19 protein-coding genes are annotated in these 19,875 nt (G+C 67.4%); 13 read left to right on the forward strand and 6 right to left on the reverse strand.

The annotated features are described in order from the left end of the window. The first annotated feature begins 3 nt into the window (after positions 1-3). Both B5520_RS12760 and B5520_RS12765 read left to right on the forward strand, forming a co-directional pair. Positions 4-780, forward strand: coding sequence for a histidine phosphatase family protein (locus B5520_RS12760; RefSeq protein WP_079597448.1), 777 nt, complete (start codon positions 4-6; stop codon positions 778-780). After that, entirely contained in the window at positions 764-1,687 is a 924-nt protein-coding gene (locus B5520_RS12765; RefSeq protein ID WP_176156858.1) for an NAD(P)H-hydrate dehydratase, read from the forward strand. The genes B5520_RS12760 and B5520_RS12765 overlap by 17 nt, the downstream gene beginning before the upstream one ends. A gap of 256 nt (positions 1,688-1,943) precedes the next feature. Here B5520_RS12765 and B5520_RS12770 read toward each other — a convergent pair whose 3' ends face one another. Then, positions 1,944-2,366: an Hsp20/alpha crystallin family protein gene (locus B5520_RS12770; protein ID WP_079597450.1), complete on the reverse strand. Its 423-nt coding sequence runs from the start codon at positions 2,364-2,366 to the stop codon at positions 1,944-1,946. 628 nt (positions 2,367-2,994) lie between these two features. Here B5520_RS12770 and B5520_RS12780 point away from each other — a divergent pair. Then, positions 2,995-5,235 (forward strand): S9 family peptidase, encoded by a 2,241-nt coding sequence (locus B5520_RS12780; RefSeq protein WP_079597452.1) that lies wholly within the window; start codon positions 2,995-2,997, stop codon positions 5,233-5,235. 15 nt (positions 5,236-5,250) lie between these two features. On the opposite strand, the gene B5520_RS12785 is transcribed toward B5520_RS12780, so the two are convergent. Further along, positions 5,251-5,703 carry an SRPBCC family protein gene (locus B5520_RS12785; protein ID WP_079597453.1) on the reverse strand — a complete coding sequence of 151 codons (453 nt, stop codon included), beginning with the start codon at positions 5,701-5,703 and terminating at the stop codon, positions 5,251-5,253. Between the two features lie 317 nt (positions 5,704-6,020). On the opposite strand from B5520_RS12785, the gene B5520_RS12790 reads away from it, so the two are divergent. From B5520_RS12790 to B5520_RS12805, 4 genes are read left to right on the forward strand one after another with little or no spacing between them, the layout of a single operon-like run. Further along, positions 6,021-6,764, forward strand: coding sequence for a peptidoglycan-binding protein (locus B5520_RS12790; protein ID WP_079597454.1), 744 nt, complete (start codon positions 6,021-6,023; stop codon positions 6,762-6,764). A 6-nt stretch (positions 6,765-6,770) separates the two neighbouring features. After that, positions 6,771-9,149, forward strand: coding sequence for a M50 family metallopeptidase (locus B5520_RS12795; RefSeq protein ID WP_079597455.1), 2,379 nt, complete (start codon positions 6,771-6,773; stop codon positions 9,147-9,149). Positions 9,150-9,157: 8 nt separating this feature from the next. After that, a complete protein-coding gene (locus B5520_RS12800; RefSeq protein WP_079597456.1) occupies positions 9,158-9,364 on the forward strand; it encodes a DUF2945 domain-containing protein in 207 nt (68 codons plus the stop codon). Positions 9,365-9,368: 4 nt separating this feature from the next. Next, positions 9,369-10,565, forward strand: coding sequence for an NAD(P)/FAD-dependent oxidoreductase (locus B5520_RS12805; RefSeq protein ID WP_079597457.1), 1,197 nt, complete (start codon positions 9,369-9,371; stop codon positions 10,563-10,565). A gap of 46 nt (positions 10,566-10,611) precedes the next feature. On the opposite strand, the gene B5520_RS12810 is transcribed toward B5520_RS12805, so the two are convergent. Both B5520_RS12810 and B5520_RS12815 read right to left on the reverse strand, forming a co-directional pair. After that, the gene (locus B5520_RS12810; protein WP_079597458.1) at positions 10,612-11,187 is read right to left on the reverse strand and encodes a GNAT family N-acetyltransferase; all 576 of its coding nucleotides are present in this window, start codon (positions 11,185-11,187) and stop codon (positions 10,612-10,614) included. 14 nt (positions 11,188-11,201) lie between these two features. Beyond that, positions 11,202-12,362, reverse strand: coding sequence for an acetate kinase (locus tag B5520_RS12815; protein WP_079597459.1), 1,161 nt, complete (start codon positions 12,360-12,362; stop codon positions 11,202-11,204). 139 nt (positions 12,363-12,501) lie between these two features. Between B5520_RS12815 and B5520_RS12820 the strand changes: the two genes are divergently transcribed. Next, complete coding sequence (locus B5520_RS12820; protein ID WP_079597460.1) at positions 12,502-12,807, forward strand: hypothetical protein; 306 nt, start codon at positions 12,502-12,504, stop codon at positions 12,805-12,807. Positions 12,808-12,887: 80 nt separating this feature from the next. Here B5520_RS12820 and pta read toward each other — a convergent pair whose 3' ends face one another. Continuing rightward, on the reverse strand, positions 12,888-14,966 hold the full coding sequence (gene pta, locus B5520_RS12825) for a phosphate acetyltransferase (protein ID WP_079597461.1): 2,079 nt from the start codon (positions 14,964-14,966) through the stop codon (positions 12,888-12,890). A gap of 200 nt (positions 14,967-15,166) precedes the next feature. Between pta and B5520_RS12830 the strand changes: the two genes are divergently transcribed. From B5520_RS12830 to B5520_RS12850, 5 genes are all read left to right on the forward strand, one after another. After that, positions 15,167-15,631, forward strand: a complete 465-nt coding sequence (locus tag B5520_RS12830) for a hotdog fold thioesterase (RefSeq protein WP_079597462.1) — start codon at positions 15,167-15,169, stop codon at positions 15,629-15,631. Between the two features lie 7 nt (positions 15,632-15,638). Further along, complete coding sequence (gene paaK, locus B5520_RS12835; protein WP_079597463.1) at positions 15,639-17,012, forward strand: phenylacetate--CoA ligase PaaK; 1,374 nt, start codon at positions 15,639-15,641, stop codon at positions 17,010-17,012. Positions 17,013-17,072: 60 nt separating this feature from the next. Then, a complete protein-coding gene (locus B5520_RS12840; RefSeq protein WP_079597464.1) occupies positions 17,073-17,711 on the forward strand; it encodes a TetR/AcrR family transcriptional regulator in 639 nt (212 codons plus the stop codon). A gap of 204 nt (positions 17,712-17,915) precedes the next feature. Then, positions 17,916-19,034 (forward strand): S1C family serine protease, encoded by a 1,119-nt coding sequence (locus B5520_RS12845; protein WP_079597465.1) that lies wholly within the window; start codon positions 17,916-17,918, stop codon positions 19,032-19,034. A 26-nt stretch (positions 19,035-19,060) separates the two neighbouring features. Continuing rightward, a complete protein-coding gene (locus tag B5520_RS12850; protein ID WP_079597466.1) occupies positions 19,061-19,366 on the forward strand; it encodes a hypothetical protein in 306 nt (101 codons plus the stop codon). Between the two features lie 70 nt (positions 19,367-19,436). On the opposite strand, the gene B5520_RS12855 is transcribed toward B5520_RS12850, so the two are convergent. Continuing rightward, positions 19,437-19,844, reverse strand: coding sequence for a VOC family protein (locus B5520_RS12855; protein WP_176156859.1), 408 nt, complete (start codon positions 19,842-19,844; stop codon positions 19,437-19,439). Between the last annotated feature and the right edge of the window lie 31 nt (positions 19,845-19,875).

Genomic DNA, 19,875 nt, shown 5'->3' on the forward strand with positions numbered 1-19,875 from the left:
TTCGTGAACGACGACGGGCTGACACAGGCAGTGCAGGAGGCCGGCGCAGTGGAACTGCTGCTGATCCGGCACGGCGAGAGCGAAGGCAACGTTGCCGCCACGGAGGCGCGGCTGGCCGGGGCTGAGGTCATCGATGTGCCCGCCCGGGATGCGGACGTGGACCTGTCCGATACCGGGCGGGACCAGGCCAAGGCGCTGGGGACGGCGCTGGCCCGGATCGCCGAGGAGTTCCGGCCGGATGCTGTGTTTTCCTCCCCTTATGCACGGGCACTGCAGACGGCGGAGATCGCGGTGGAAACTGCGGGCTGGCGTGCAAAAGTGCGGACCGACGAACGGCTGCGGGACCGTGAACTGGGCATCCTGGACCGGCTCACCCGGCGGGGCGTCGAGGCGCGTTACCCGGAGGAAGCCGAGCGCCGGGAGTGGCTGGGCAAGCTGTACTACCGGCCGCCAGGCGGTGAGTCCTGGGCTGACGTGGCACTTCGGCTGCGCTCGGTCCTGGACGAACTGAACAACCTCGGCACCGGGCACCGGGTCATGCTGGTGTGCCACGACGCCGTGATCCTGCTGTTCCGGTACGTCCTGGAGGGCATGACCGAACGGGAAATCCTTGACCTCGCGGCCAGCACCTCGGTCCTCAACGCGTCCCTGACACGGTACGTGCGACCGTCCGGCGAGGGACCATGGACGCTTGAGAGCTTCAACGTGGCGGACCACCTGGCCGAACAGGGTGTCACAGTCACCGAGCATGCGGGGGACGCCAGTGTCCACCCGAAGTGATTCCGGTTCCCCTACCCTTGTGACCCCCTCGCTGCTGCGGGACTGGCCGCTGCCTGCGCCGGGCGAGGACAAGTACTCGCGCGGTTCGGTGCTGGTGGTCGGCGGGGCCCGGGCAACGCCGGGGGCTGCCCTGCTCGCCGGTACCGCAGCCCTGCGTGCGGGTGCCGGAAAGCTGACACTGGCCGTTGCGGAATCCGTGGCGGCGCAGGTGGGGGTTGCGCTGCCCGAATGCGGGGCCATGGGACTGCCGGAAACTGCCGATGGGTCCGTGACGGGTGAGGGCCTGGACCGCATCTCGTCCTACCTTGAGCGTGCCGATGCAATTCTTATTGGCCCGGGGCTGGACGACCCGGACCTCGCGGAGGAGATGCTGCGGTTGCTCTTGGAGCGGGAGGAATCCGACGGCGGGCCGGACGGCTCAGGAGGCCCCGCCGTCGTACTCGATGCCTACGCCCTGGGCGGCCTGGTCAAGCTCGAAGATCAACTGGAGCCGTGGCGGGGCCGGCTGATCCTGACGCCGAACCCCAAAGAGGCGGCGGTCCTGCTGGGGCGGGACATCGAGGACCTGGAAGCTGATGTGGCGTCGGTGGCCCGCCGCTTCGACGCCGTGGTGAGCTGCCAGGGCCTGATTGCGCGGCCGCCCGGTGACGCTCCCGAGGAGTCCGAAATGTGGAAGATCACCACCGGGTACGGCGGGCTGGGGACGTCCGGCAGCGGCGATGTTCTGGCCGGTGCCATCGCCGGATTGCGGGCCCGCGGAACCAGCGGCGCCCAGGCCGCGTGCTGGGGGACGCATCTGCATGCCGCGGCCGCCGACCGCCTGGCCAGTCGCCTGGGACCGCTCGGCTTCCTGGCCCGCGAACTCGCCGACGAACTTCCCGCACTGATGCTCGAACTCAACACCTGACGCCCCCTCACGAAAGCAACGCGGAGTCACTTTTGGCCCAATATCCCGACCGTATTGGGCCGGGTCTGACTCCGCGTTGCGTTCTCCAGCGGGGCTTCACATGGGATGGCCCCCGGACGGATCCGGGGGCCACCGTATCGGGAAGTTCAGGCGTAACCTGCCGGTGCGCATAAGCGCTGTGGCGTGCTCAGAATGGCAATCCGCCCAAAGAGGCAGTCAACAATCAGTACCCGACGTCCCGATCCTGGGGTCGAAACTAGGCGGCGATCTCTTGCTTTGCCCCCTTCGTTTCGATCTCGATCTTGCGCGGCTTGGCCTTCTCGGCGACAGGAATCCGCAGCGTCAGGACACCGGCGTCGTAGCTGGCCTTGACGTTGTCCGTATCCAGGGTGTCCCCGAGGATCAGCTGGCGGCTGAACACGCCGCGCGGCCGCTCGGAGGCGATCAACTCGGTGTCCTTGCCCGCGGGGTCCGGACGCTCGGCCCGCACCGTCAGGACATTCCGTTCCACATCCAGATCCACTGAATCCGCTGCGACGCCGGGCAGATCAAAGGCGACAACAAATTCCTGGCCCTCACGCCATGCGTCCATCGGCATGGCTGCCGGACGCGCTGCCGTACCGAGGACCTGCTGGGCCAGCCTGTCCAGCTCGCGGAACGGATCGGTTCGCATCAACATGGCTTCCCTCCTCGTAAGAGACGGTCCAACACATTTTTGGTTACCAGCCGATCTGTATTGGCTGATATAGATTTTTTAGCACCGCAGAAGGAGATCCGCAAGCGGTCCGGCAGGGAATTTTGGAAGATTTTTCGGCTGCTGCAGACGTGGCTGAGGGGCCCTTCACTGAGAGTGAAAGGCCCCTCAAAAGGTGCGCTTCTAGCTCCTGGTGGGGTCCGGGCGGAGCGGTGCAGGACCTGGGTCCGGCACCGGCAACGGGCCCGGCGGCTCAGGAGTGGGGAACGGATTCGGAGCCGGCGGCCCGGGATGGCCAGGCTGGGTGGGATCAGGAGATGGCCCGGGCTCGGGCGGGAACGGCTCGGGTTCATGCACTGGCGGGATGGTCATAAACTTCCCCTCTCACGCTGGGCGGATGTGCCTTGGCGTGAACAGGATACGCCTGCCGCCTGAACCCCACTAGGGCAGGTACGACGGCGGCGTGTTGTGGGATCCGCTGTCACTTATCGTCGTTCACGGCGCCGGGAACGACGATAAGTGACAGGGCAATGGGGCGTGGGAGGGTTTGGTGCCGCTCCCCCGGTAGCGAACGGCCCCGCCCATTGTCCGGGCTGGTGGCTATATTGAAGGAATGACCCAGACTCCGCTGCAGGATTCCGCCAGCACCCCCGCGTCCGCCACGGCCACGCCGCCGGTGGCCAAGAGAGTTCCCCTCGAACGGACGCATCACGGGGACACCTTCGTGGACAACTACGAGTGGCTGCGGGACAAGGAATCGGCCGAGGTAGTGGAGCACCTGAAGGCTGAGAACGCCTACCAGGAAGCCGTCACCGCGCACCAGGAACCGCTCCGCGAGGCCATCTTCCAGGAGATCAAGGGCCGCACCCAGGAGACCGATCTTTCCGTGCCGCACCGCAAGGACGGCTGGTGGTACTTCAGCCGGTCCGTCGAAGGCAAGGAATACGGGATCCAGTGCCGGGTCAGGGCCGCCGACACCGACGACAAAATCGCCGATTGGACCCCGCCCGCCGTCGAGCCCGGTGTGGAGATCCCGGGCGAGGAAGTCCTCCTGGACGGGAACGTGGAAGCGGAAGGCAAGCCGTTCTTCTCGGTGGGCGGCACGGCCGTGACCGTGGACGGCAACCTGTACGCCTACGCCGTGGACAACTCGGGGGACGAGCGTTTCACGCTCCGGATCAAGGACCTCCGCACGGGCGAACTGCTGCCGGATGTCATCGAGAACGTGTTCTACGGCGTCTCCTTCGCCCCCGACGGCACACGCATCTTCTACACCGTGGTTGATGATTCCTGGCGGCCGTACCAGGTGAAGGCCCACGTTTTGGGCACGCCCGTCACCGATGACGTGGTGGTCTACCAGGAGGACGACGCCGCCATGTGGCTGGGCTTCGAACTTTCCGCCGACCGCCGGTACCTGGTGCTGGGGATCGGCTGCTCCGAATACAGCGAGACCCGCCTGCTCCGGTTCGACGATCCCACGGGCACTGTCACCACCGTCATCTCCCGCAACGAACGGGTCCTCTACGAGGCCGAGCCGTTCCTGCTCGACGGCCCGGACGGCCAAACAACAGAGCGCATCCTCCTCACTCACAACCGCGGCGCCATTAACTCCATGGTCTCCCTGACGGACCCGGCCGAGCTGCAGAAGCCGCTGTCCGAGCAGCAGTGGCAGACCGTCGTCGAGCATTCCGACGATGTCCGCGTCAACGGCGCCGGCGTCACCTCCACGCACCTCATCGTCTCCATCCGCAAGGACACCATCGAGCGGGTCCAGGTCATGGGGCTGGCCGGGCTGGGCACGCCGGCCCAGCAGGCACCGGTGGAACCGGCATTTGACGAGGAGCTGTACACCGCCGGCGTGGGCGGTTCCGACTACGAAGCGCCGGTTATCCGGCTGGGCTACACCTCCTACTTCACGCCGTCCCGGGTGTATGACTTCGTGCTGCCCACCGCGGAGCGGCCCGCCGGCGAGCTGCTGCTGCGCAAGGAGAGCCCGGTCCTGGGCGGCTACGACGGCAGCGACTACGTGGCCACCCGCGAATGGGCGGTGGCCGGGGACGGCACCCGCATCCCGCTGTCGGTACTGCGCCACAAGGCCGTACAACAGGACTCGACGGCGGCCGGCCTGGTCTACGGGTACGGCTCCTACGAGCTGAGCATGGACCCCGGCTTCGGCATCGCCCGGCTGTCCCTGCTGGACCGCGGCGTGGTGTTCGTGATCGCACACATCCGCGGCGGCGGCGAACTGGGCCGGCACTGGTACGAGGACGGGAAGAAGCTAACCAAGAAGAACACCTTCACGGATTTCGTGGACGCCACCGACTGGCTGGCGAACTCTGGCTGGGTGCATCCTGCCCGGATTGCAGCCCTTGGCGGCTCCGCGGGCGGGCTTTTGATGGGTGCAGTGGCGAACATGGCCCCGGAAAAGTACGCCGCAATCGTGGCGCAGGTGCCCTTCGTGGACCCGCTCACCAGCATCCTTGACCCGGACCTGCCGCTGTCCGCACTGGAGTGGGAGGAGTGGGGCAACCCGATCACGGACCCCCAGGCCTACTCCTACATGAAGTCCTACTCCCCCTACGAGAACGTGCGGGAGGTGGCCTACCCCAAGATCGCCGCGGTCACGTCCTTCAACGACACCCGGGTGCTGTACGTGGAGCCGGCCAAATGGGTCCAGGAGCTGCGGAACAGGACCACCGGTTCCGAGCCCATCCTCATGAAGATTGAGATGGACGGCGGCCACGGCGGCGCCTCAGGCAGGTACGTGCAGTGGCGCGAACGGGCATGGGACTATGCCTTCATCGCCGACTCGCTGGGCGCCACCGAGCTGCTGCCTGGCGCGGGCCTGAAGTAGGCACCGGCCTGCCGGTCAGGCGTCCGGGTGCTCCTCCAACAGCTCGGCCAGGTTCTCGAGGTTGGCCCGGACCGTCCGGCCCTGTGCCCGCTCCACCAGGGGATCGGCCAGCTTTCCAAAGATGCCGCCAAGGCCGGACGCGGCTTCGATCCGCTGCGTGAGGCGGGTGCCGCCGTCGGACGGTTCCATGGTCAAGGAAACGGTGAAGTCCAGCTTTCCCTCGACGGATCGTGACACCAGGCGTCTGGGCCGATCGAACTCGATGATCTCGGTGGTCCAGTCAAAAGTCCGTCCCATGACCTTGCTGGTGCCGCGGCCCCTGGACCCCATCCCGACGGGACCGTCGCCCACCTGTTCGGAGGACGTGACGGAAGCGTCAAAGACGGCGGTATTTTCAAACTTGGCGAGGAAATCAAAGACCTCCTGCGGCGGACGGGCGATGACGACGGATTCCTCTACTACAGGCATCGGATTCTCCTCAAACAGTGCCTGATGCCGGCGCGGTTCTGCGGGCATGGGGGCGGGCACAGCGACAGCTTGGACCCCGGGCCAGCCACTGTCAATGCCCTGTTGTTAGTGGCCGTGGCCCCAGCCGGCGGAACCACAAAAGGGCCTCCGCGGCAATGCTGAAACGATCTTGACCTGCGGTAACACTCCCTTCCTGGCAAGCGGGTTCGGTTCCGAAAAAAAGCTAATCATGCTTACTATTGGCTGGTGCCGGGCTGCCCGCTGGGGGCAGACCAACCCGTGCCGGACCCGGAGGTTGCATCAGCATGGAACATGACATGCGTCCCCTGACGGACGACGAACTGATGTCGGAGCAGGCCACAGCTTTGCCGGACAAGGAAGTCGCGTCCGTCCTCGACCTGAACGCGGACCTGGACCTGGGGATTGATGCCGCGGCACCCATCGATTTGGCGGTTGCCGCCAACGCCAACGTAGCTGCCCCGATCGACGCGGCCGCCTCGGCGAACATCCTTTCCTTTGGCTCGGAGGCCCAGGCATTGGCGGACCAGGGCGTGGTCATCGAGCAGGGCATCGAGGCTGACGCGAACGCGGAATCCACCCAGGACAGCACCATCGACCAGGCTAATGACACGGTCGACGACGGCGATACCGCGGCAGACACCGGAACCACTGAGGCGGGCAGCGCAGCAGGAACGGCCGACGGCGGGAGCCTCCTTCCTGACGGCACCCTTCCCGATGGCACGCTTCCGGACGGCGTCCTTCCCGAAGAGAGCCTGCCCGACGTCGGTGCGCTGCCGGTGGACCCGGCGGCCGCCCTCGACGGGGACCTGCTCAACGTCAACGTGGACCTGGCCGCGGACGCGGACATCGCCGCCCCGATCAACGGCGCCGTGGCAGCAAATGCCAACGTGGCCGCCCCGATCGACGCCGCCGTGGCAGCGAACATCGGCTCCATCGACAGCCAGGCCTACGCCGTGGCCGAGCAGGACGCCATCATTTCGCAGCACATCGAGGGCCAGGCCAACGCCTCTGCCGACCAGCAGTCCAACCTCGAACAGTAAGCACGGATGAGCCACGCCACCGGCGGGCCGCGCCCCGAGGCCGGCCCGCCGTCGTCCCATGCCTCCCTCGCCGAGCGCCCGCTGCAGGTCCCCGTGCGCGCCGACGGCGTCCAGTTGCTGGGCCAGTCCGAGGGATCCGGTTACCGGGAAGCTCCCTCGCTGGTCCGCCGGGCCGACGGCCAGACCCTGCAGCTCACCCGGCTGCTTTATCTGGTGCTGGAAGGTGCTGACGGAACCCGGGACGTGGAGGAGATCGCACAGCACGCCACCCAAGGGTCGGGGCGGCTGGTCAGCGCGGAGAACGTGCGCACGCTGATGGACTCCCAGCTGCTGCCGATGGGACTGCTCCGCCTGGCGGACGGCTCCCAGCCGGAGGTGAAGAAAGCAGACCCGCTCCTCGGTATGCGGTTCCGGTACACCGTGACGGACCCCGAACGCACCAGGAAAATCACGGCCCCCTTCGCGGCACTGTTCAACCCGCTGATCGTGGTGGCCGTTACTGCCGCATTCCTGGCTGCCTGCTGGTGGGTGCTGATGGTGAAGGGCCTGGGCTCCGCCACGCATGAGGCGTTCGCCAATCCAGCGCTGCTGCTGCTGATTTTTGCCATCACCGTCCTATCGGCCGGCTTCCACGAGTTCGGCCATGCCGCGGCCGCGCGCAAGGGCGGCGCAACGCCGGGCGCCATGGGTGCGGGCCTGTACCTCGTGTGGCCTGCCTTTTTCACGGACGTCACTGACTCGTACCGGCTGAGCAGGGGCGGCCGCCTCCGCACGGACCTCGGCGGCCTGTACTTCAACGCGATTGTGGCTGTGGCCATCATGGGGCTGTGGTGGGCCACCGGCTTTGATGCGCTGCTGCTGGTGGTGGTCACCCAGATCCTGCAAATGGTCCGGCAGTTGCTCCCGCTGGTGCGGTTCGACGGGTACCACATCCTGGCGGACACCACCGGAGTGCCCGACCTCTTCCAGCGCATCAAACCCACCCTCCTGGGCCTGCTGCCCTGGCATTGGGGGAGGCCCGAAAACAAGGTGCTCAAGCCGTGGGCCCGAGCCGTGGTGACTGTATGGGTGCTGGTCACCGTGCCGCTGCTGCTGTTCAGCCTGGCCATGATGGTGCTCGCCCTGCCGCGGCTGCTGGCCACCGCCTGGGATAGCGCCAGCAGACAGCAGGACATGCTCGCTGCCAGCCTCTCCGACGGGGATCTGGCCGGCGCTGCCGTGCGCGCATTGGCGATCGCCGCCGTCGCGCTGCCCATGCTCGGGATGCTGTACATCCTGTTCCGGCTGCTGCGGCAGCTGGTGACCGGCCTCTGGAAGAAGACCCGGGGCAAGGTCCTCCAGCGGACCGCCGCCATGGCCGCCGTGGCGGCACTGCTGGCCGGGCTCGGCTGGGCATGGTGGCCCGACGGCGGCACGTACCGTCCCGTGCAGCCTTACGAACGCGGCACGCTGGCTGACGCCACCTCGTCAATCGTTCCGCAGGGCAGCACCGTGCTGCGTGAAGGCCGCAGCGGCACAACCGTTGCACTCTGGCCGGAAGACGCCGCCAAGCCGACCCGGGAGAACCCCCAGCTGAGCATGGTGCTGGTGCCGGCGGAGAAGAGCGGCTCCGGCACCGCGTCCGCTGCAACTGCTGCGGGCACCGCGGCACCGTCCTGGGTGTTCCCGTTCGACCGGCCGGCCGCGCCGGAGGAGGACGGGAACCAGGCGCTGGCGGTGAACACCACCGACGGTTCGGTGACGTACAGTGTGGCTTTTGCGCTGGTGTGGGCCGAGGACGGCGAACCCGTAGATACCCGGAACGAGGCCTACGCCTTCGCCAACTGCACCGGGTGTGCCGCCGTGGCGGTGGGTTTCCAGGTGGTGCTCATCGTTGGCGAGGCGGACGTCATCGTCCCGGAAAACCTGTCGGCCGCGGCAAATTACAACTGCGTGGACTGCCTCACGTATGCGCTGGCCAGCCAGCTGGTCCTCACCATGGACGGGCCGCTGGGCACGAGCAGCCTTGAACAGCTCAATGCCTTGTGGGCCGAGATCGCTGAATACGGCCGGAACATCCAGAACGTTCCCCTCTCGGAAATCCAGGCCCGGATCGCCGCGTACAAGGAGCAGATCACCGCAATCATCAAGGCGGATCCCAGCGCCACCAGGACCACAGGGACGCCAGCTCCCACGGGAACAGCCGCACCTACCGGAACTAACGCCCCGGGCGGCGCGCCCACAGGTCCCGCTTTCCAGGCGCCGGGCGGAGGGGCACCGGCAACACAGCCCTCCGTGGGTGACCCGCCGCCGTCGTACGCCCCCATTGAGACGCCGCTGCCAACGGCGGATACTGGGGGCACGGCCCCCGCCGTGGAGCCCCAACCCACCGCCAACCCCAGCTAGGAGAACACATGTCATTGAGCAAGGGAACATCCGTGGAGTGGAATACGTCGCAGGGCAAGACGCACGGCAAGATCATCGAGAAGAAAACCGCCGACTTCGAACTGGACGGCCACACGCACCGGGCCAGCGAGGATGAGCCGCAGTACGTTGTGGAATCCGCCAAGACCGGCGCCCGTGCCGCACACAAGGCCTCCGCCCTGACAGAGAAGAAGTAGCGGCATGGCCACCCAGCACGAGGTCCTCATCATCGGCGGCGGGAATGCCGGCGTCTCCCTCGCCGCCCGGCTGGAACGCTACGGCGTCAAGGATGTGGCGTTGATCGAACCCAGGGACCACCACCTTTACCAGCCGCTGTTCTCCCACATCGCAGGTGGCCGGGCGCAGGCCAAGGAAGCAGTCCGGACCCAGCAGTCGGTAACCCCCAAAGGCGTGACCTGGATCCGCGACGCGGCAGTGGACGTCGACGCGAATGCCAACACCGTCACCCTCGCCTCGGGAGGCACGGTGGCCTACGGGCAGCTGGTGGTATGCCCGGGGCTGCAGTACGACTGGGACGCCGTGCCCGGGCTGGCCGCGGCCGTGCACTCCCCGCACGGCGCCTCGCACTACGAGTTCGAACTGGCGCCCAAGGCCTGGACCCTGCTCAGCGGACTGACGTCCGGCACCGCCGTGTTCACCATGCCTGCCGGGCCCATCAAGTGCGGCGGGGCCAGCCAGAAGCCCATGTACCTGGCTTGCGACTACTGGAAGGAACAGGGTGTCCTGGACAAGATCCGCGTGGTGATGGTCCAGCCCTACCCCACCGTGTTCGGCGTGCCGGAAGTGGACCGGGAGCTGGACCGCAAGATCGCCGAGTACGGGATCGAACTGTGGACCAACAGCGAGCTGGTCTCGGTGGATGCCGCCGGCCAGGCCGCCACTATCCGGAACACCGAAACCGGCGCCGAGGAAGTTCTGCACTACGACGTGCTCAACGGCGTCCCGCCGCAGTCGGCCCCGGACTGGCTCAAGGCCACGGACCTGCCTGCCGCCAGCGACAAAGGCGGTTTTGTGGAGGTGGACCGGCAGACGCTGCGGCACCTCCGGTTCTCCAACGTCTGGTCGCTTGGCGATGCCGCCGGCACCACCAACTCCAAGTCGGGCGGGGCACTGCGCAAGCAGACCAAGGTGCTGGCGAAAAACCTGGTGGCGGCGCGGAAGGGCAAGCCGTTGCCCGAGAAGTACAACGGCTACTCGGTGTGCCCGTTTACGGTGTCGCGCGACACGGTGGTGTTCGCCGAGTTCGACGACCGCTATCGGCCCATGCCCACCATCCCCCGGGTGCCCACGTGGAACGAGAGCCGGCTGTCCTGGGTGGTGGACCGGGACATGTTCCCGCAGGTGTACTGGAACCTGATCCTCAAGGGGCGCGCCTAGGGGTACCGGGGGTCCTGGGTTTCGACGGGCTCAACCACCGGCGCGCCTAGGGGTTCCGGCTGTCCAGTTCCCTGCCCACGTGCCACTCATCGGCGAGGATCGCGTAGATCAACTCCGTGGCCCACTGGCCCTTGTAGTGCCACTTATCAACGTGGCGTGCCTCCAGCCGCATGCCCAGGCGGCAGCACAGGGACGCCGACGCCGTGTTGAGTTCGTCCAGGCGCGCCTCGATCCGGTGCAGGCCGAGCTCCCCGAAGCCCAGTTCGAGCATCGCCGCCGCGGCTTCGGTGGCATAGCCCTTGCCGCGGGCCACGGGCGCCAGCGTCCAGCCCACTTCGCCCTGCAGGTGCCCGGGCAGCCACTTGAGCACCACCTCGCCCTGGAGCCCGGGCTCGTCGTCGGCCTCGATGGCCAGGGCCACCCAGTCCCCCGCTTTCTCGAAAACGAAGTTGGCGTACCGGCCTACGCGTTCCATGGACTGCGTGTACGTCTTCGCAGGCCCGGGCAGGAAGCGCGCAGTTTCCGGGAGCGAATGGTACGCATGGAACGCGTCCAGGTCGCCGCCGTCGAAGCGGCGCAGGACCAGCCGTTTGGTACGGATGGGCAGGCGGATGTCAGGCACTGACCGCGCCCGGGCTACTGGGCGGAACCGACGACGGCGGCCGTCGCCTCCGCGATGGCGCGTTCCTCGTCAGTGGGCACCACCAGGACAGGGATGGCTGACTGCGGCCTGGAAATAACGCGCGGTTCCTTGGACCGCTCGGCGTTCAGGCCGCCGTCGAGCTCGATGCCCAGGGCGCCCAGCCTGTCGGCCACCAGCGCGCGGAACTGGTGCGAGTTCTCGCCGATCCCCGCCGTGAACACCAGTGCCTTGGCCCCGCCGACGGCCACGTGGTAACCGCCGATGTACTTGGCCAGCCGGTAGGAGGTGACAGCGAGCGCGGTGGCCGCCTTGGTATTGCCGTCCTCGGATGCTTCCACCACGGAGCGCATGTCGTTGTTGCCGGCCAGGCCCTTCAGCCCGGACTCCCTGTTGAGCATGGTGTCGATGTCCTCCGGGGTCCAGCCGGCACGGCCCAGGAACACCAGGATGGAGGGGTCCAGGTCACCGGAGCGGGTGCCCATCACCAGGCCCTCGAGCGGCGTGAAGCCCATGGAGGTGTCCACCGACTGGCCGCCCCGGATCGCCGTCACGGAGGCGCCGTTGCCCAGGTGGGCGATGACGCCGTCGAACTCCCCTACCGGGAGGTCCAGCAGGGCGGCGGCCCGCCGGGTGACGTACTCGTGCGAGGTGCCGTGGAAGCCGTAACGGCGGATGCCGTGGTTGGTGTACAGCTCGTCGGGGACGGCGTAGCGCCAGGCGTGCTCCGGAAGGGTGCGGTGGAAGGCGGTATCGAAGACGGCCACCTGCGGCATGTCCGGCCACTTCTTGGTGATGGCCCTAATGCCCAGGACATTGGCCGGGTTGTGCAGGGGCGCCAGCGGGTTGAGCCGCTCGATGGCGCGGGTGATTTCATTGTCGATCAGCACCGGCTCGGCGAACCGTTCCCCACCGTGCACAACGCGGTGCCCCACGGCGCCGAGCTCCAGGTCGCCCAGCTCCCGGTGGATGGCCGCGTCCACCTGCTCCAGCGCCGCTGCATGGTCCCGCGGGCCCTCGATCTCGCCGTCGCCGTCGCCCCCGTTGCCCATGCCGATCTTCTCGATCAGCCCCTCCGTCAGGACGGTCCCGGCGGCAACGTCGCGCACCTGGTACTTGAGCGAGGACGAGCCGGAGTTGATGACGAGCACGAGCATGTGGGGCCTCCTGAGCCTTGCGTCTGCGGTTCAAACCCCACTATATGTGCCGCGGCGCGGCGCCCAATTCCTTGCGGATGCGGACCGTCTGTGCCTAGAGTCGGCGGACAGGCTGGACCACGCCCGAGAGGACATTCCAATGACGAACGAGACCACGTCGATCGACGAGAACGACCCCACCAACACCGGCTCCAGCAGCACCGCGCCCCTTAATGCGCAGGCGGACAGCGACGCCGGCGCCGGATCCGGAAGCAAGGACCCCACCGGTGTGGAGGGCGCGAACCCGGCCCTTGACGACACCGGCAACGTCAAGGCCGCCGAAGCGGGAGAGGCCCCGCAGGCCCCCGAGAACACCGAGGATCTCGACCTCACGCCGCAGGGCCTGTCCGACGAGCCCGCCAAGCAGGAGGACAAGGAAAGCCTGGCCAAGCCGGACAACAGCTGACGGGGCCACTCAGAAGCAACGCGGGGTCACTAAATGCCCAATCTGGCGCCGTTATTGGGCCGGGAGTGACCACGCGTTGCTTAGGAAGCCGGCACCTGCGCCTGGATCGCGGTGATGGCCACCGTGTTGACGATGTCCTCCACCGTGCAGCCGCGGGAGAGGTCGTTGACCGGCTTCCGAAGCCCCTGCAGGACGGGCCCGACGGCGACTGCACCGGAGCTTTGCTGCACCGCCTTGTACGTGTTGTTGCCGGTGTTCAGGTCCGGGAAGATGAACACCGTCGCCTGCCCCGCCACTGAAGAGCCCGGCATCTTGGACTCGGCGATGGAGGCGTCCACGGCGGCGTCGTACTGGATGGGGCCTTCGACGGCGAGGTCGGGGCGGCGCTCCCGCACCAGTTCGGTGGCCTGCCGCACTTCGTCCACGGCCTCCCCCGAGCCCGAGCCGCCGGTGGAGTAGGACAGCATGGCAACCCGCGGCTCCACGCCGAACTGCGCGGCAGTTTCGGCTGAGGCGAGCGCGATGTCCGCCAGCTGCTCCACGTTGGGGTCCGGGTTCACAGCGCAGTCGCCGTACACCAGCACCCGGTCCGGCATCAGCATCAGGAACACCGAGGACACGATCTTCACGCCCTCGCGGGTCTTCACGAACTCCAGGGCAGGGCGAATGGTGTGCGCGGTGGTGTGGGCGGCCCCGGACACCATGCCGTCCACCACGCCCAGCTGGACCATCATGGTGCCGAAGTAGCTGACATCCTGCATGATCTCCAGCGCCTTGGGCAGGTCAACGCCCTTGTGCGCCCGCAGCTCCGCGTACTGCTCTGCGAACTTCTGCCGCAGGTCCGAGGTGGCAGGGTCCACCACGTTGATGCCGGTGAGGTCGATGCCCCGGGCGGCGGCCAGTTCGCGGACGTCGGATTCGGGTCCCAGGACGGTCAGGTCGCAGACGTCTCGGCGGTGCAGGATTTCCGCAGCGCGGAGGATCCGGACGTCGGTCCCCTCGGGCAGCACCACGTGCCGGCGCTGCGCGCGGGCCCGCTCGATGAGGTCATGCAGGAACCGCAGGGGCGTCATCCGCTCGGCCCGGGGCAAGTGCAGGCGCTCCATGAGCTCGGCCTCGTCCACCTGCCGCGACCACAGGCCCAGGGCCGAGGCAACCTTCCGACGGTGCCCGGACCAGATCTCGCTCCGGACCTCCGAGACGCGCCGGGCCGTGGTGTAGGTGTCCTCCCGCGCCGCGAACACAGGGAACGGCGCCTGCGCCAGGAGCGGGTAAATGTTGGCGTCCGGTGCCAGGCCGCCGGTCAGGATGAGGGCGGACGCCACCGGGAACTCGGGTGAGAAGGACGACGCAAGGCACGCGACCATCACGTCCGCGCGGTCCCCCGGCACGATCACCAGGGCGCCCTCGTCCAGCACGTTCAGGAAGTTACCCACGTTCATCGCGGCAACCTTGATGTCCCTGACGTCGCGCTCCATGTCCGCCCGGCCTGCAATCTGCCGCACGCCCAGGGCGGCGGCCACCTCGCCGGTGGTGGGGCGGGCGATCTCCTCAAGCTCGGCGAGGACATACACGGGCCGTCCGGAGGCGCCCGGCTTCACGGCGGCGGCGATAGCCTCGACGTCGTCCGGGTCAGCGCGGTTGACCATGATGGCCAGCAGCGAGCACTTCTCCGCGGACAGTTCCTTGCGGGCTACCTCGACGGCGGCCGCGGCCTCGGCGACGGTGCGCCCCTTGGCGCCCACCACCGCCACCACGGGGGCGGCCAGGTTGTTGGCAAGGCGGGCGTTGAGGTCGAATTCGACGGCGGCGTCCTGGCCGGTGAGGTCCGTTCCCTCCACGATCACCACGTCGCAGTGGCGGGAGATTTCGGCGAAGATCTCCACGCAGCGGGCGTCGATGTCGGCGCGTTTTCCCTCGGCCAGCAGGGTCCGGACCTCTTCATGGGTGAGGCCGCCGCGGCAGCGCTCATCCTCCAGCGCGAAGCGGGATTTCATCAGGGCAACCATGGGGTCGTCATTCGCGTCCGGGCCGTGGACCACGGGTTTGAAGAAGCCGATCCTGTCCGCATGGCGGTGCAGGGTGTCCGCCAGGCCCAGGGCCACAAGCGACTTGCCCGATCCGGGGGTGGTTGCGCTGACGTAGATGCCTTTGGCCATGGGTCTGCCCTTTGCTGTCTGCTGGTGCCGGTCCTCCCATCCTTGCACTTCCCACCCCGCGAGATGGCACTTCGCGGCAGTATCCACCCCCGGGACTGCCGTGAAGTGCCATCTCGCGAAGCCCGCATGGCCTTGACACCGGACCCCCTGATGGGATTACCTAATGAACATTCGGTAAATAAAGCTGGAGGCAATGACGCATGGCTGAAACAACCCTTTCCGGGCCCCATCACCAGATCCTGGAGAACGACTACGCCTCCGAGTGGATGGGCATCGAGGTCCTCTCGCTGAGCGACGGCCACGCCACCATCCGGATGACCCTCCGGCAGGAAATGCTCAACGGCTTCGGCATGGCCCACGGTGGAATGATCTTCGCCTTCGGGGATACGGCGTTTGCGCTCGCATGCAACCCGGCCGTCCCGGCACCCGGTGAGGAAAACAACATCACCGTGGCCTCCGGCGTGGACATCAACTTCCTCAAGCCCGCCTTCCGCGGCCAGGTGCTGACCGCCGTCGCGGACCGCCGTTCCAGCGCCGGGCGCAGCGGCCTGTACGACATCCAGATCTTCGCCGCCGACTCCCCCCAGGCAGAAGCCACCTCCGGCACCCCCGGCGAACTCATTGCCGAGTTCCGCGGACGCAGCCGCACCATCCCCAAGAAGTAGGTAGACCATGACCCTGCACGCCCCCGAAACCCCCGCCGCCGCAACCTCCGCCGCAACTTCCACGCAGACGGACGCCGTCCTGGACCGCGAGGAGACCATCTCCCGCGACGAACTCGAGGCGCTCCAGCTCAGCCGCCTGCAGCACACGGTGGCCTACGCCTACGAGCGCGTGCCGCTGTACAAGCGCAAGTTCGACGACGCCGGTATCCACCCCTCCGACCTGCGCGAACTCAGCGACCTGGGCAGCTTTCCCTTCACCACCAAGGAGGACCTGCGCGCGGAATACCCGTTCGGCATGTTCGCCGTGCCGCAGCACGAGGTGGCCCGCGTCCACGCCAGCTCCGGCACCACCGGCCGGCCCACCGTCGTCGGGTACACCAAGCAGGACCTGGCCGACTGGGCCAAGCTCGTGGCCCGCTGCTTCCGCGCCTCCGGTATCCGCCCCGGCATGAAAGTCCACAACGCCTACGGCTACGGCCTGTTCACCGGCGGCCTGGGCGCGCACGCCGGCGCCGAGGCACTGGGCTGCACTGTCATCCCCATGTCCGGCGGGCAGACCGAACGCCAGATCCAGCTGATCCAGGACTTCCAGCCGGACGCCATCCTGGCCACGCCCACCTACCTGCTGACCATCGCCGACGCCATGGCGCACATGGGCATCGACCCCACCTCCACGTCCCTGAAATACGCGGTGCTGGGCGCCGAGCCCTGGACGCAGGAGATGCGGCACGAGCTCGAAGTCACCATGAACATCAAGGCCTGCGACATCTACGGCCTGTCCGAAGTGATGGGCCCGGGCGTCGCCGGCGAGTGCGTGGAGACGCAGGACGGCAGCCACATCTGGGAGGACCATTTCCGCCCCGAGATCATCGATCCCTTCAACCCCGTGGCGGGCAAGGAAAACGTGCTGGGCGACGGCGAGCACGGCGAACTCGTCTTCACCTCGCTCACCAAGGAAGCACTGCCGATCATCCGCTACCGCACCAAGGACCTCACCCGCCTCCTCCCGGGCACAGCCCGCCCCGCGCACCGCCGGATGGGACGCATCACCGGCCGCAGCGACGACATGATCATCCTGCGCGGCGTGAACCTGTTCCCGTCGCAGATTGAGGAAATTGCCCTGCGGATCCCGGAGCTCAGCCCGCACTTTCAGCTCGAGCTCACCCGGCCGGAGGGCCAGCGGATGGACCAGTTGACCGTCCGGATCGAGCGCCGGGACAACGTTACCCCCGAGCAGAGCACGACGGCGGCGCGCGCCTTGAAGGAGCAGATCAAGATCCACGTGGGTTCTTCGTGCGCGGTGGACGTGGTGGAGCCGGGCTCGCTTGAGCGGTCCAACGGCAAGCTGCGCCGGATCTACGACCTTCGGCCGAAGGGATAGCAGGACCGATGGTGCGGGGCCGTCCCGGACTTACCGACCGTTCGTGAGAAACTAGCCACTATGCCCAGCACCACTGAAACCTCCAGCCCCGGCAGTCCAGCGAGCAGCGCCGGCACCAAGCGCGGGCGCCCCGGCTATGACCAGCAGTCAGTGCTGCGCATCGCCGTGGACGTCTTCAACCGGCACGGCTACGACGCCACCTCCATGGGGATCCTGGCCGAAAACCTGGGCATCTCCAAGTCCGCCATCTACCACCACGTGCCGTCCAAGGGTGATCTCCTCAAGCTCGCCCTGGACCACGCACTGGGCGGCCTCGAGGCGATTCTGGAGGAGCCGGAGGCGACGTCCGGAGCCGCCGACGCACGGCTGGAGTTCGTCCTCCGGCAGACCGTGGCCGTGCTGGTGGACCGGCTGCCCTTCGTCACGCTGCTGCTGCGCCTGCGCGGCAACACCGAGATCGAACGTGACGCGCTGGAGCGGCGGCGCACGTTCGACCACAAGGTGGCCGGACTGATTTCCGCGGCCCGCGACGAGGGCTCGCTGCGCCAGGACATCGATCCGCGGACCGTCACCCGGCTCCTGTTCGGCATGATCAACTCGATTGTGGAGTGGTACAAGCCCGGCGGTCCGCTCTCGCCCACAAGGCTTGCCGACGACGTGATCACCATGGCGTTCGACGGCCTCCACGGCCACTCCTAGGCTCTCCGAACCAAGTAGCGCCAATTGTCGTTATGGAGCCGCATAACGACAGTTGGCGCTATCCAGTTGGGCTGCCGCCCCCCCTTCGGCTGCCCCGCGCGCTGCCAGGCACGACCCAGTTCCGCAGATACTAAGTGTGCTTGGTATTTCAGCCGCTCCCCGGCTACGGTGGTAGGAAAGCCACCATCTGCAGGGAGGTTGAGAATGAGCCCGGACACACGTCCAACGCGTCCCGGCCGATGCAGGACCGCCGCCGCAGCGGCTGCCGTAAGTGCCGCCGTCGTTCTTTCCGCCTGCACCGGCGGCTCTCCTCCTCCCCCGGCCCCGAGCGAAACCGCCGCGACAGCCACGAACACCGGGACTGCCGGCCCGGCGGCATCAGCCCCGGCAACCGGCGCGCCGGCAACGGACAGCGGCGCGGATGCGGCCGGAAACATCCCCCAGCTGGTGGAGAATCTTTCGCCATCGGTGGTCACCATCTTCACTGACGGCGGGCTGGGCAGCGGTGTGGTCTACTCCGAGGACGGCCTCATCCTGACCAACGAGCACGTGATCCGCGGCAACACCACGGTGGAAGTGGCATTCGCCGACGGCCAGCGGGTGGAGGGCACGGTCCGGGCCACCGACGCCGTGACGGACCTCGCCCTGGTCCAGGCCAACCGCACCGGCCTGCCGAAGCCGACGTACCAGACCAACCTGCCGAAAGTCGGCGAGGGCGCACTGGTGCTGGGCTCCCCGCTCGGCTTCGAAAACACCGCCACCGCCGGCATCATTTCCGGGCTCCACCGCTCCATCCCGGGCTCAGCCTCCAACAGCCTGTCCCTGGTGGACCTGATCCAGACCGACGCGCCCATCAGCCCGGGCAACTCGGGCGGTGCCGTGATCAACATGCGCGGCGAGATCATCGGGATCAGTGAGGCCTACCTCCCGCCGTCCACCGGCGCGGTGGCGCTGGGCTTTGCCATCCCCGCGGCCACGGCAGTGGAAGTCGCGGAGGAGCTTTTGGCCGACGGCACCGCCGAGCACGCCTATGTGGGACTGACGCCGGGCGAACTCACGCGGCAGATCGCCGAGCAGCTGGGCATCGACGCAAGCACCGGCGTCGTGGTTCTGAACGTTGACGAGGACGGCCCGGCCGGACGTGCCGGCATCCGACCCGGCGACGTCCTGGAATCCATGGAAGGCGTGGAGCTGGACGCGCCGGAAAGGCTCCTGGCCGAACTACGCAACCGCAATCCCGGCGACTCGGTCGGGTTCAAGGTCAAGCGGGGAGACGAGAACCTGGACATCAAGGCGGAACTCACCGAACGGCCCGCAAGTTAGCACCACCCCGACAGGAAGGTAAGACAATGAGCCACCCCAAAGATGAAGCAGACGCAGGATTCATCATTCCGGACCCGTCCAAGGTCCGCGAGGACGTACCCGGCGACGCCGGCGACGAAGCGAACGTGATCCGCTTCAGCGAAGAGCAGGCCCTTATTGAGGAGCAGGCCCACGGCATCCGGCCGGACACGTACAGCGTGCCCTCGGGCGGACCCACCATGGACGAGGCCCGCGGCAACATGGACCTCTCGGACCAAAGCCAGGGCGGGCGCGGGACCGGCCCCGAGGACGACAGCAGTGACGACGGCCTGCACGGCGGCGCCGAGTCCTGACTTCTTAGCTCACCACACCGGCAGGGGCGCCCCGGATGATCCGGGGCGCCCCTGCCGTCTTTTTGTTCTGTTAGAGCTGGTACTCCATGGTGCTGCCCAGGCCTTCATGGACGCACAGGATGTTGTGCTCGGTGTCCATGAACCAGGCAGACTTCTCCGAGTCCCTGGTGCAGATGTGGTTTTCGGTCTTGAGGTTCGGCAGGTCGTAGTCCTGGAACTGCACCCCCATCGATTCCATGTCCCGCACCGTCTTCTCGATGTCCGTCACTTCGAAGCTCAGGGCGGTGTGCTCGGAGTGTTTGCCGTCCGAGACATGCATCAACTGCAGCATGGGGCCGCCGTTGCTGCCGAGTAGTTCGCTGCCATCGTCAGCCGTGCCGCAGTGCGGGAGTCCGAGCTTTTCCGTATAGAAACTGTGGGCGCGGGCGGGGTCATCGACTGGCAGGATGGTTGTGGCTGTGTTCATTTTAAGGCTCATGTGGCCACCTCCTACGGGCAGAATCTTACGC

Source organism: Arthrobacter sp. P2b, from assembly GCF_900168295.1.
GTDB lineage: Bacteria > Actinomycetota > Actinomycetes > Actinomycetales > Micrococcaceae > Arthrobacter.

Bases quoted from the DNA above. Each gene is read 5' to 3' on its own strand.
- paaK (WP_079597463.1), top strand. From the start codon at position 15,639: ATGACCCTGCACGCCCCCGAAACCCCCGCCGCCGCAACCTCCGCCGCA.
- B5520_RS12850 (WP_079597466.1), top strand. From the start codon at position 19,061: ATGAGCCACCCCAAAGATGAAGCAGACGCAGGATTCATCATTCCGGAC.
- B5520_RS12770 (WP_079597450.1), bottom strand. From the start codon at position 2,366: ATGTTGATGCGAACCGATCCGTTCCGCGAGCTGGACAGGCTGGCCCAG.
- B5520_RS12830 (WP_079597462.1), top strand. From the start codon at position 15,167: ATGGCTGAAACAACCCTTTCCGGGCCCCATCACCAGATCCTGGAGAAC.
- pta (WP_079597461.1), bottom strand. From the start codon at position 14,966: ATGGCCAAAGGCATCTACGTCAGCGCAACCACCCCCGGATCGGGCAAG.
- B5520_RS12800 (WP_079597456.1), top strand. From the start codon at position 9,158: ATGTCATTGAGCAAGGGAACATCCGTGGAGTGGAATACGTCGCAGGGC.
- B5520_RS12820 (WP_079597460.1), top strand. From the start codon at position 12,502: ATGACGAACGAGACCACGTCGATCGACGAGAACGACCCCACCAACACC.
- B5520_RS12780 (WP_079597452.1), top strand. From the start codon at position 2,995: ATGACCCAGACTCCGCTGCAGGATTCCGCCAGCACCCCCGCGTCCGCC.
- B5520_RS12790 (WP_079597454.1), top strand. From the start codon at position 6,021: ATGCGTCCCCTGACGGACGACGAACTGATGTCGGAGCAGGCCACAGCT.
- B5520_RS12785 (WP_079597453.1), bottom strand. From the start codon at position 5,703: ATGCCTGTAGTAGAGGAATCCGTCGTCATCGCCCGTCCGCCGCAGGAG.
- B5520_RS12840 (WP_079597464.1), top strand. From the start codon at position 17,073: ATGCCCAGCACCACTGAAACCTCCAGCCCCGGCAGTCCAGCGAGCAGC.
- B5520_RS12845 (WP_079597465.1), top strand. From the start codon at position 17,916: ATGAGCCCGGACACACGTCCAACGCGTCCCGGCCGATGCAGGACCGCC.
- B5520_RS12815 (WP_079597459.1), bottom strand. From the start codon at position 12,362: ATGCTCGTGCTCGTCATCAACTCCGGCTCGTCCTCGCTCAAGTACCAG.
- B5520_RS12855 (WP_176156859.1), bottom strand. From the start codon at position 19,844: ATGAGCCTTAAAATGAACACAGCCACAACCATCCTGCCAGTCGATGAC.
- B5520_RS12795 (WP_079597455.1), top strand. From the start codon at position 6,771: ATGAGCCACGCCACCGGCGGGCCGCGCCCCGAGGCCGGCCCGCCGTCG.
- B5520_RS12805 (WP_079597457.1), top strand. From the start codon at position 9,369: ATGGCCACCCAGCACGAGGTCCTCATCATCGGCGGCGGGAATGCCGGC.